Origin of the sequence: Vibrio sp. B172a (assembly GCF_030248355.1) — a bacterium.
Classification (GTDB): Bacteria; Pseudomonadota; Gammaproteobacteria; order Enterobacterales; family Vibrionaceae; genus Vibrio; species Vibrio owensii.
The window spans coordinates 42,690-55,082 of sequence record NZ_JAHGAC010000017.1 but is presented as its reverse complement, the minus strand read 5'-3'; the positions used below and the strand labels follow the sequence as shown (position 1 = coordinate 55,082).

At 42.3% G+C, this 12,393-nt stretch carries 8 protein-coding genes and 1 tRNA gene; 3 read left to right on the top strand and 6 right to left on the bottom strand.

Annotation, left to right across the window (positions count from 1 at the left end; genetic code table 11):
• Positions 1-153 precede the first annotated feature (153 nt).
• Positions 154-1,509, top strand: coding sequence for an AIPR family protein (locus KIT90_RS16930; protein ID WP_285377691.1), 1,356 nt, complete (start codon positions 154-156; stop codon positions 1,507-1,509).
• 183 nt (positions 1,510-1,692) lie between these two features.
• Entirely contained in the window at positions 1,693-1,860 is a 168-nt protein-coding gene (locus KIT90_RS16925) for a hypothetical protein (protein WP_285377689.1), read from the top strand.
• A gap of 164 nt (positions 1,861-2,024) precedes the next feature.
• On the opposite strand, the gene KIT90_RS16920 is transcribed toward KIT90_RS16925, so the two are convergent.
• From KIT90_RS16920 to dptF, 4 genes are read right to left on the bottom strand one after another with little or no spacing between them, the layout of a single operon-like run.
• Positions 2,025-2,513 (bottom strand): hypothetical protein, encoded by a 489-nt coding sequence (locus KIT90_RS16920; RefSeq protein ID WP_285377687.1) that lies wholly within the window; start codon positions 2,511-2,513, stop codon positions 2,025-2,027.
• A 9-nt stretch (positions 2,514-2,522) separates the two neighbouring features.
• On the bottom strand, positions 2,523-7,664 hold the full coding sequence (dptH, locus tag KIT90_RS16915) for a DNA phosphorothioation-dependent restriction protein DptH (RefSeq protein ID WP_285377685.1): 5,142 nt from the start codon (positions 7,662-7,664) through the stop codon (positions 2,523-2,525).
• The gene (gene dptG, locus KIT90_RS16910) at positions 7,645-8,985 is read right to left on the bottom strand and encodes a DNA phosphorothioation-dependent restriction protein DptG (protein WP_285377683.1); all 1,341 of its coding nucleotides are present in this window, start codon (positions 8,983-8,985) and stop codon (positions 7,645-7,647) included. Before dptG ends, dptH begins: the two co-directional genes overlap by 20 nt.
• 1 nt (position 8,986) lies before the next feature.
• A complete protein-coding gene (gene dptF, locus KIT90_RS16905; protein WP_285377681.1) occupies positions 8,987-10,585 on the bottom strand; it encodes a DNA phosphorothioation-dependent restriction protein DptF in 1,599 nt (532 codons plus the stop codon).
• Between the two features lie 320 nt (positions 10,586-10,905).
• On the opposite strand from dptF, the gene KIT90_RS16900 reads away from it, so the two are divergent.
• On the top strand, positions 10,906-11,763 hold the full coding sequence (locus tag KIT90_RS16900; RefSeq protein ID WP_285377680.1) for a WYL domain-containing protein: 858 nt from the start codon (positions 10,906-10,908) through the stop codon (positions 11,761-11,763).
• Between the two features lie 39 nt (positions 11,764-11,802).
• Here the strand turns inward: KIT90_RS16900 and KIT90_RS16895 are convergent, their stop codons facing one another.
• Both KIT90_RS16895 and KIT90_RS16890 read right to left on the bottom strand, forming a co-directional pair.
• Complete coding sequence (locus tag KIT90_RS16895) at positions 11,803-12,108, bottom strand: hypothetical protein (protein ID WP_285377678.1); 306 nt, start codon at positions 12,106-12,108, stop codon at positions 11,803-11,805.
• A 79-nt stretch (positions 12,109-12,187) separates the two neighbouring features.
• Positions 12,188-12,264: transfer RNA gene (locus tag KIT90_RS16890), tRNA-Arg, on the bottom strand.
• Positions 12,265-12,393 lie beyond the last annotated feature (129 nt).

Here is a 12,393-nt window from a genome sequence, read left to right as displayed (position 1 = left end):
AAGTCTGGTTAAGACAAATGACGATTACAAGCTCTGGATAGAGCACTGGAAAGGTTAACTGGTAAGTTAGCAGGAAAATATGAAAATCGCATCTGATCTCCTGATCTATCTTGCCTGAACCTTAACTTTATTTTTTAAATTAAGGAGCAGACAATGTCCTCAAAAGTCATTATCAAAGTACAAGACCAATCAATCCAAGAAGGCCTTGTAGAAAAAATCATCGGTAATACAGATCTCAAGTCTATTATCTCTCTTATCGACAGCACTGGTTTGAGTGCGAACCCTCGCAAAGCAAAAAGAAATGCTGTAACGGCAGCTATTATTGAAACTCTTCATGAGACCCCTGATCTCTTTCACTACATGTCAAAAGGTATTTTGCTTGCCTCAAGTAATGTCCGTGGTTTAGAGCGAAAACGCCTTGAGCTAAAGATTGATGATCCAACCAAAGAAGGTATTCTTGATGGTGGCCATAATACATTTGCGATTGGATGCTATGTTCTAAATTGGGCTGGATACCAAGCTTATGACAAGATCAAGGGTTGGGATCACCTCAAAGAGATCTGGGATGAATATGCAGATGAAATTGATGCCATCACATCAGACTTGCCGCGTGACATCCGTATTCCTATTGAAATCATCTATCCTTCGAAGGAAGCCTCTGGTCTTGACGATTTTAACGATTCAGTTTTAGCCATTAGTGCAGCCCGCAACAACAATGCCCAACTAAAAGAGACAGCGAAAGCAAACAAAGCTGGATTCTATGATGTTATCAAGGACTCCTTAGATCCTGAACTAGTTGGTGAGATCGAGTGGCAAGAAAATGATGGTGGTCGTATTAAAACTGCCGACATCGTTGCCCTAAGCTTGATTCCGCTATCAATTCTTCCTTCAGAAGAGTATACGTATGCAAAAGTCGTTCGAGATAACCCATCGATGATCTCTTCATCTAAGGGAGCTTGCATTAAATTGTACAATGAATTTATGAGCTCACCGGGTGTGACACAAAAAGACTCCGACGGTGTAAAAGTCCGAGTTTGCGACCCGCTTGTTGAATCTGCTTTAGAGATGATGCAAGACATTCCTCGTCTTTATGATTACATCTACAAAGCATTTCCTGATGCATACAATAGTGTAAGTAAAGGCTTTGGGCGCATTAAAAGCGTTAAAATTTTAGATGCAGAAAAGTGGAAAGACGACAAAAAGTCCTACATGCGCAAGCCAGCTCTTACCAAGTTCTATCAAGAAGAGGTTGCGTACCAGCTCCCGGACGGGTTCATTTATCCTTTGCTTGTTGCGATGAACGAGCATATGGAAATCAAAAACAATCGTGTTCAATGGAAGAGTGACCCGCAAGAGTTCCTGAAAAAGAACATTGGCTTTGTATTTGAGAATGGCCTCCAGTCACTGATCAAAGGTCAGAATTACGAACCTGGTAACGTGACAAAAGACAACAACACTTACAAGTTTGTTTCGAATATGTACAAGCTTGCATATCAACTTAATCAGTAACCAACCTGAATTTCTCTTGGGAGAGCTTGCTCTCCCATAATCAACACTCATGCTCTTCCATGACTTTTATTAGTTAGGGGTTTCTATACTCAAAATTTACATAATCGAGTATAGGACTCGAGCTTAGATCAAGTTCTAGCTGATAGAACAGTCTGAAGGGATTTACTACAAAAAGGAAAAAACATGCTAGAAGACCTAAATTTTCTAATTGACGCAAAAGCGAAACTTTTAGGGGTTTCGACAAATGAAATTAAATCAGCAATGGCAACTAAATATTTGCTAGACGAAGAGGGAGTCGATGACCCTCTTCAAATGATTAGAGACATCGACTTAAGTGATATCCGCAATTAAAGGTATATCTTGGGTAGCAACGCATCTTTGACCGGAACGTTGCTACCTCTTACATCCTACTATGCAACTTATGTGGAAACAACTGCGTAAACGTGCCACAAAATCAAATAGCCTAGTGGTAACTTTTTTAACTATCGGTGTACACACCATAGATATAAAGCATATTACTTGCAGTCTATCGAGAAGTCATAATTGTGAAGCCAAGGGCAAATAGTTGTGAGCCAGTCTTCTATAGTTCCTGCCGATTTTACTACATCGTGCGATACATACCCTTCAAGCGGTTCAGAGTCGATAAAATACTCTATGTCTAAACTTATCGATACTTCTACTCCTTGCTCGTCTGTTTCACCTACCTCCAAGTATCGAGATATCACAGATTCACTGCTTTCTATGATTGAATCTTCTGCTGATTGGTATCTATCAATCTCTTCAAATATTTTTTTTGCTCTTTCTTTATAAACTTTAATGAATTCGTCGTGCGACAACCCTTCTATCACATCGAATATTTTCCCTGTACTCTCAACTGGACAACCACCTAATAAATCTGACTCAAAATCACTTAGTTCTAATTTTCTTGCAATTGTATCCAATGAATACAGTTTTGCTTCTGCACAACTAATCCCGCTATATAATAATGCTAGTTCATAACTCATAAATGGCCTCTAACCTTGTAATTCCCAAAACGCTCTATCTCGCATCTTGACTATCTTCTTAGCACCATCGATGTATAAGCTATAGTGCTTCTCTAGCTTGTTGATGGTCTCCATCAGCTTCTCTTGTTCGGCTTTTTCGTTTACCCCAAACATGGCTTTAAGCTCTTGCGGGCGAATCTTGGCAACGCGGTGAATTACCCACGTAAGCACATAGCTTGAGTAGTCGTTCTCACCGGTTTGGAAGTGTGTAATGTCTTGAGTAGACAGAATCACACCAACGCCATACTCACGACCTTCTTTTAAGATCTTGCGCAAGCTTGGGAAATTTTGAGACATAAAGTTGTCGGCTTCGTCCACCAAGATCATCTTAGTGATTTGTCGGAAATCGCCTTGAACTTCTGGCTTACCTTTCTTCTGCATTTGTGAGTAGAACAAATCCAGTGTTAATGCTACAACGAGGTTTTGGATCTCTGACGGATAACCTGCCAATTCAACAACTGTAATGCCATCAACAAGATCGTAAAGGCTCATACAGTTGGTATTATCGTCTTCGAAAATCTCTAGTTCGTACAGGCTTTCAAGTGCCGCGTATAACGAATCTTCATCTGGGTCAGTTTCAATAAACAAGTCCCACACCTGTGAGATTGTCGGTGCTGGTTTTGTCCAAGTGCTTGGATCCGCTTTGCGAATACCAGCTAACTCATAAGCTTCACCCACCAACTTACGTAAACGCAGTTGCTGTTTTTGTCCTAAGCCAAAAGCTTTACCCATGGTTTCAGAAAAACCACGTGCGGTGTGCACAGGCAGCATTGGCGTATCACCAAACAAACTCAATGGGTTATATGGCAGTTTATGAAGGTTAAACTTCTTACCCGCTGTCGCTTGTTGGAACTTATCGTCTACATAATCAGATTTGTAGTCGAAAATAAGCATGCCAATTGGCGCACCGTTTACGTTGTCTGCCCGATTACGATAAAGCTGTGTAATCACCGATTTAGTGAACTGAGTTTTACCCGTACCCATGGTGCCTATGATACCGGTGTTGGTATTCATAAACTTGGCGGTATTAGTTGGTTCCCAGTTCAATGGGGCTTGTGTTAGAGCATTATGACCAAAGAGCACATTTAAGTTAGTGTCCGATGGCAGTGACTTGAAGGTATCTACTGCGTCAGCACCTTGCACCGAAACGTCTTTATCTGGAGCTGTTTGTCCTTCTTCGACCTCAGAGCAACACGCTTCAGCTTCGGTGTTTAGCTCAATCCCTGAGTCATCTGTTTCTTGGTGTACGTTATTACTCGTAACATTAACTTGGCTGTCGGCTTCGAGCGCTTCTGCTTGCGTTTTTCCACCTAGGACATATTCGGTCGGTACGTGACATAACTTGACGATATCTAACTCGTTAAGCACTTCTTGCAGTGGCGTTTCGACCAAACGAGGAAGTAAGCCCATCGGAAGGTCAACTTTTAGCACGCCTTCCAACATTTGGTATTCTGGTTGCAAGCAACTTGCGCCCTCAAGATGGCTGACAACAAATCCATCTGGATAATCAGCCACTTTTGCTAGCGAGTAATCGCCTTTCAGCCACTCTTCTTTGTTGTCTAGCAGTACGTCAAAGTAGTTTGGAGCGAACACGTTGTACAAGCGGTACTTGTCTACCTGCATGAGCACTTGACGCATGAACAGGCCGCGGTAAAGCTTGCTGGCAAGGTTGTCATTGCCAAGCAGATCTTCGCTCAGATAGCGCAACAACTCTTTTGATTGCTTAACTGCTTTTTTATAGTCAGGAATTGAACCCGTTTTTACTTCCACGGGTAGCAAGTACATGTCTTGCCCTTTAAAGCCAACAAGCAACACATCATCAGAAATCTCACCTTTTTTGTAGCCATGAACGTTACGCGAGAATTCACTGTCTGACATTTTCAGGCCGATGTTTCCTGAGACACGGATCATTTCTGCCACAGAAAGCGGAACCCATGTGATATCTGAGTTATGCACTAAGCTGGTTACAAACTTATAAGCACCAATAACACCTTTGCGCTCTTTGTTGATGGTTGGCGCGCAGGTCATCATCTTCAACAGCCAGTCACCATTAAAGGCATTGAACTCATTGATTTGGCCACCATCCCCCTGCTTAAGGACTTTTTCAAACAGACCACGCTCCGCTGTTACGGTAATCGCATCGTAGCTGGATGAGCTGGTGTACTGATCGGAATAGTGAATCAGCACCACATCTTCATTGCTGTGGAAGAAGTCTAATGTCACTTTTGGATCAATGATGGTTGTCCAAATGGAGCTGTCGTATGAGCGCTCTAGCAAACCTTTAAAATCTTCACTCACTGCAAGTGCAACTGCGTTTGCACCGTGATACTGCGTATTCGGCTTTAACGCCGGCTTGAGTAAAGCACCAACGTATTTGGCCATCATCAGGTGTGGATGGTCTTGATAATCCGTTCCCTTCAAACCAAAGCCAGTAAAGTAAGAGCCAGATTTACTCTCAGACGCGTCACCCGTTAATAGACCATCACATGCAATCCCCGAAGCCATGTCTTCGATTGCAATATCTGAGCAATCCACTTTGTCGTTATTACGGAAGAACGAGAGGTGCGCGTATGACTGGCCGTCTTTATTCGCCTGCTCATTGGTAAACTTACTGTAGGTTAAACGAGTGCGAAGGATATCAATGATGGTATCCGCCACTTCACGTACTTTACCTTTGTTCAGCTCTAACCACTCTTTCAGTTCGTCGTAATTGGCGGTTTCTGCAAATCGGTCAAACGCATTGAACGTCAGTTTGTCATCATAAAGGTTGATGTGAATCGAAGCCGCTTGTTCTTGATTGCTACGGATGTAATCGACTAGCCCCATGAACAACTCTTCAGCGCTGTCTTGATTCACTGCGTTAATGATGATGCTCTTTTCAGAACCTGTGAATAGTTGACTAAATGCGGTCTGGAACTCGTCAATTTTTTCTTTGACGAGTTTACGAACGAATGTCAGTGAGCTCTTCTCTTGAGGGACGCTCTTGATCCAAAATGCGTTTTCTTTCACCTGTTGGTTGTAAGCAAACTCATGCTGAGGATGATAAACATACGGCAACAAGCCTTTTGGTGATAGGCGCTCAAACGTCACATCTGGCAAGCTAGCAAAGCTTTCATCTTCACGAATCACTTTGCGTAGATTTAGGTAGTAAGCCAAGATTAACGGATGGAACGGAGAGTAATACTCTTCACCTTCAGATTTAACCAAACCAATTTGCAGCGCGGCTTTTTGCTCTTTGGTCAGCATACTGCCCGTTGGAATCGCTTCAAAATAAGCAAGACATGCATCGACTACATTTTGTACAAGCGTCGTGAAATCATCCCCCCAAGAGGCTAAAGATGGCGTACTACGGCGCTGCTCAAGGTAATCATACAATTCGACATAAGATGAATGCATTGCGTCATCAATGGCTTGCACATCATCCAACTTGATTGTGTCAGAGTCAGAAATAGAAACGACTTTGTCATTGATGAAGGCTTCTTCCCAGCGCAGCAGTTTTAAACGAACACCAGGTACAACAAATTCGCTGTTATCGATGCCAACTTTACCTTTTTGGGAGTAAAACTCGCCGTTGTATTCATCTTTGAATAACTTATGGTAACGGCCTCGGTTGAGTAGCAAAGGCAAGCTCAACGAGTCTGTTGCTACTGCACCTTCGACATTGAACTTAAGTTGGTTGTCACCTGATTTAACAGCGAAGTCAATCTCATCCGCTTCATTGGCAAGCGCCTCAAAGTCCACCAGCGAGTGTTCTGCTACGTCAACAACTTGTTTTGCATCCGTCAAAGAACAAGCTATCCCCTCTTCAGCTCGAATCTGAAGCTTATTTTCTTCCATGTTCAAGGTTAAACGCTGCTTCGCAGGCGCTGGCTCGATCAAGAAGATGTTTTTGAATGGCTCAATGTAAAATTCACCCTTACGAACAACGAGACAGCGGAAGTTGTAGACCTCAGACTTGTTCTCGCGCTTGAGCGCTAGGTTGAAGAACAGCGGTTCATTGTTGTATGTCCCTTTCAAACTTGCTCGTGTTGTTTTTAAACTGTTGCGTGTTTCAATTACTTCTTCGTTATTAAGCGCTTTTGCTGGCTGAATTTTGAATTGGCTTTTATCAAGATTACTTGCACCTTGGAAAATCAACTTCAATTCAAAGTCGTTGACGCCTTCATCAAGCTCAATAATAAGGTGGCGATCACGCATACCGGCTTTAGTTTCTGCACGGTTGCGCGCAGTAATAGTCATGCCCTCGCTAGCTTGCTCTTCTTCAAGAACAAGTTGCTGCTGTGAATTGCGTTTTTTCTCTTGTAGAAACGCCTCAAACTCAACATCTTTCCACGCATCAGTTTCAGAGAAGTTTTCGTTAATGAATTTCTCACCAAACGACTTCAAACGATCCTGAAGCTGATCGCCGAAGTGTTCCACTTCAAAAGAAAGTTCTTCATAGAGTGCACGGTTGTCTTCCAAACGTTTTTTAATTTGTTTTGGGTTACCACTCATCTCTGCAACGAGCGGATCTTCAAACATACCAAGCTCATTGAAGCGCAGATCACCATCTTCCACAGCTTTGTATAGTGATTCGAAACCGAACATGGTCGCGCCATCTTCAAGGATCGCATCAAACTGGTCATCCAAAAGACAATTAGACACATCACGGCCTTTGTCTTGTTGATCAATCAGCCCTTTCATCGCCGCTTTGATCTTGCTTGGGCTCCACACCTGACCAAGCTGAGCCAGATCTTCTGCTGAGTTAATCAAGGTATCCAACAAGCTATTGTGAATGACCACCAGCGCGCAGCCCTTCAAGTAGCCTGACTGGCTTGCAACTTCATCACGTAGGTGAGAGATATAGTTTTCTGTAAAGCCTTGGTACTCAGCAGGATCTTCACTATGAATAACAGGTACGATCTTACAGTTAGACAACTGAATAAATGGCAGCTCGATACCGTTACTCGCACTAATACTACTTTGTGAATGTGCGATCATTGCTTGGTACAAACGCACACTGTTTTCACTATCTGGTGACTTGAACTGATAACGGAAGCCTGCCTTGATGTGAGCTTCTGCATCAGCCAGAAACTGCTCAACTAGAAAGGTCTCAAATTGTTTTACGGACATAAACTGCGTCTCCACTATCACTCATGCGCTCAACGTTACCAATGCGCTCATAGAATTTAATTAGTTCTTGTTCGGTTTGTTTATCTACGAAAATGCCACGTTGTTTAAATGCGGCAATAAGCTCGTGGAAACGGAGTTTGTCCTTTTCTCCAACAACAAGGTTGGTTAATAAAATGATGTAGTCTTGGTTAAGTACCAACACTCGGCCACTGCGACCTCGGCTTTGAATAAAGTGAGCAGCAAGATACTTTTCTACTTCAGAAACGTATTTTTTGTTGATGTTGAATCGCTCGCCGAAACTAAACTGTGCCATGGCTAACTTCATGATATTGCCAAGCCAGTCCAACGCAGATTCCGATTCATCAAGTGATGTATCAAGTCCACGCTGTGCTTTAAATGCTCGCGCAAAGTTCTCTAAGTCACTTTTTAGATGTTCATAGCGAGATTCTTGAATCCCCTTTGAAATCGCCCACAATGGTACTTTGGCAGCATTCTTGTCACCCATGCCAGGCTGGAGAAGTTCTAGCATTGTCAACATTGGGAACAAACGAGTCGCCGATTCATTGAAAAGCTTGTAACCGTGATTTTTGATGTGCGTACGTTCATTGCTAGCACGCTCATGATCCATGATGAAGTACAAAGGCTTTGCTGTTGGCTCCTCACCAGAGCGCCAATCTGTGAGCGATAGGCTTAACTGAGCGGTGTAAGCAAAACCGTAAAAAGACAAAAACGATTCGATTTCACTTAACAGGTACTTAGGTCGACTTGCCAAAAACTTCAAATCATCACGAAATGCTTTAGATAGGTATGGCAAGTACGGATGCTCACTTGCTTGCATTGATGAATCACTCTTCATCTTGCCACGCAGAGTTGAAAGCATCTCTCGTTCGATAAAGTTGAGTTTTGCATCAAACTCTTCGACACGCATGTTCTGAAGTAAGTTGGTAAACATAGAAGCAACACGAGAATCGCCTGCTGCAAACTCACCTTTTTGCGCACGAAATAGTAAAAGCTCAGGGCTCACAGAGAAGATATCTTTGTTGTCAAAGTACATCTCTCGTAGTACTGCCCAAAACTCTTCTTCGCCTAACTTCTCTTCAAATGCAGACTGACAGTCAGAGACAAAATCCTCGTATTTGTAGCCTTCAATCTTCTTACGTAATAATCCACGCAATACAAGACCAATCACCGCATCGCTATCAAAGTCATTGCCTTTAGTACGAATTGGCAAATAGCTGTTCAAGCTGTTTTTGTTGGGTACGTCTTCCGCCGTTTGTGGCAATTTCTGATTAAACGGTTTGATGTATTTATCCATTGTCATCTTAAATACCACTCACTTCGAAATACTCGTCATCTTCATTGACGATCTTGTAGCGCTTATCATTTTTCAGGATAAACAGGGTGTTCTTCTCGTTTGCAACAGCGATGAGCTGTTCAATCACCTCATCCAACAAAAGCACCGCGTTTTTATCGTGCTTGTTAGGTCGATACCCCTGATTAATCTTTTCTAGCAACTCAAGTAAGTTAATACTGATTGGCATTGGAAGCAGAGCGTTATCATCAGCACGGATGTGCGCATTGAAAGAACCAATTTTGCCAACACCTTGAGTTTTGATAGCGGTAAAATCAGGTTTCACCTCAAGCTCTGCTGCGGTTTTAAACCCGTTGTATTCTGAGATAAAAAATTGGTCTTTATCGAGCGTTGGAGAGTTACGATTACAGTAACGATGAATCGCCGAAATTAAGATGTCTTTATAGAACTTGTTTAGCTCTTTTTTCTGTTTACCAGAACCATCAAACTCACGGTGAAGCAGCCAAGTATTCGCGTACTGATCCACTAAAGAGTTATCGAAGTCGATTTTCAGCTCGTTGATGTATTTATTTGCAAACTGCTCTTCATCTTTGAGCAAGTAAACCATACGCAGGTAAGAAGCAGCATTTGATACATCAAAAACACCTAGTGGCTTCACTTGTTCTTTCAACTGAGTAAAGCCTTCTTCTTCAATGCCCAAACCAAATTGCAGAACAAACTCATCAATCTTGCGAGTATGAATATTGCTTGGGTCAAAGCTCTGAATATGCTCTAGCAGCTCGTTATCCGCACCAGAGTACAAGTTGTCGAACAGATAACCTTCTTCCATTGCTAAGATCTGGAATACAAAATCCAGTAGAGCGCGTGCTGTTAAAAATTGGTCTTTGATCAAACGCGCTTTGAGTAACAGAGCGATAATGTTCTTTTGAACGGACTCCAACCCCAATAAAGCATAGTTTGCAGTCAGTACGCTGTGACCAGACTTTTTAACTTCACTGTCGTAGAGCGCATAAAACGGGTTATCTAAAGTTGGCTCAGTTAAGCGAGCTAGAAATTGAGCGGCAAAATCGGATGTGCTTACTTCGTGGCCAAGAGTAAATTTCGGATATTGTTCGAAATCTAGAAATGTATGGTTTGCTGGAATGTCGTCCGTTTGATTTTCCAGAAAAGCCTTTATCGACGCTTTCACATCGTTATGTTGGTCAGCACCTTCCTCAGCATAGTTACCCAACATACCAATATTAATGCCAACAACGAGTGGCTTGTCATTTCCTTTGAACTGAGTGAAACGCTCATCTAACGCATGAATAGCTGTTTGGCTCGGGTTGAAGCTGTGTGTCGCATCAAGATGAAAATCATGCGTTGCTTTATGCTTTTGGCTGTATTGAGTCAAAATCTCCGACTTGCCATCACCACTACTGCCACACAAAAAGATAATTTCATCTTTTTTGGCAGACAGAAGCGCTTGCTTAAAATCAGCTTCAATGTCGGTTTTGATGTAGATATGACTTTTATATTCAGCCAGAAGGTCTTGATTTTGCTCTCTTTCGGTACTTACCGCATAGGGTGAGGACTTGGAGAGAATGCTGAGGGCTTGTGCTAAATTCAAGGTTCTTTCTCTTCAAAGGTTGATTAAACGGACTTTCTTTGTGGGATTGAATACTACCAAACGAAGAAAACACACGATACCGTATATGAAATGCATCTAGTTTAAATGGGTAATTTATAACCACCATTTATGCAACCAGTTCATATTACTCTTCTCACACAAAAGTTGAATTCTGACCTTAATAAAATTTGAGCCAACTGACATTGCTATGAGTCAGAATTTTCAAATTTCGTAGGACGTAAGCACTATACCCCCAAGAAAAATGTACGTATATTCTGTATACATCAACATGTATCATTTTCAGGCATTAAAACAGCACAATGGCTATCAAATGGGACCAACTTCTTCGCTTCAAACTGATTGAAGTAGTGGCGTTGTGGGAAGGTCGAGTTACCACTAATCATTTATGTAACTCATTCAATATAAAGCGACAACAAGCATCTCGAGACATCAAAGCATTTCAAGAGCAGTTTGAGTTCCCTCCTCTTATCCACGATCGAAGTATTAAAGGCTATCGCCCGTCAGAAGACTTCGTCCCTCGCTTTACAAAAGGCACACCAAACGAATACTTGTCACTGTTGCACAAATACAGCAATGAGCACGTCGATGGTTTCGACATACAAAACTTAGGTCATGCCGATTCTATCGTTCTCTCTGTGCCAGATAGGCACGTCGCTCCGATCATTGTTCGTCGTTTGCTACAAGCTGCTAGAGAAAAGCGTCGTGTGGATATTGAGTACGTTTCAATGGATAGCCCAAAAGGCCGTGGTAGAAACATTGTTCCTCACACTATCGTATTTGACGGCTTTCGCTGGCATGTACGCGCTTACTGCGAAGATAGACAAATGTTCTTGGATTTTGTTTTAAGCCGCTTCCGAGGAGAACCAGAGCTGCTCGATAAGTCGAACATCGGAATGGATGCGGATGAAGACTGGATGATTGAAGAAACCATCCAAATCATTCCAAACCTGCACTTAACACCGGAACAACAAGCCATTGTTAAAGCAGATTACGGAATGGATGAGTCATCTTTTACTATCAGTTGCCGAAGAGCACTGATTAAGTACTTGGTTAAGCGATTAGATATATGCGTAGATCAGAGAAAGCTAAAATCCTCTCCGAAAAAATACCAACTAACAGCCGCTAACCCTCACGTGGTTAAACGTTGGCTTTTGTGATTGATTGCCCCTTTACAGCATGGAGCATCAGTTTAAAGATCAAACAACAGAAACGCGGTAGGAAAAGTCATTAATGGAAGTGATTCTAACCTGATTGCCTTCTTCTAAAGAGTGCTTTTCGAAGAATTGTTTTTGAATCGCTCGCTCTCTGAAAATTCGCTTTGTCCCATCAATGTCTGTGGTCACTGAACCGACACCAGTAAACTCTACCGTTAGCAATTCGGGAGCAATCAATGAGCGGTTCTTTCCACCAACTGTTGATTTAGGAAACTGGTCCATAAAGCCAGTCAAATACATATGAGAGTTTCGGATATTGCCGCCAGTCAACGTGATGACTTGATTCATATTGCAAGCTCCTGATTTTCATGGTTCCAAAACGACAAAACCCCGATAACTCGAAGAGCTATCGGGGTTTCTAAATAAATGGCACGCCCTATAGGATTCGAACCTATGACCACATCCTTAGAAGGGACGTGCTCTATCCAGCTGAGCTAAGGGCGCGCTACAGGGACAGGATTATACGAGTTCAAGCGCTTAAATCAACGGGTTTTCATAACATTCTGATCTGAATGCCTAAAAAAAGGGCACCAAAACGATAAATGTTCAAAAACACCACAAAGCAAACGTTTG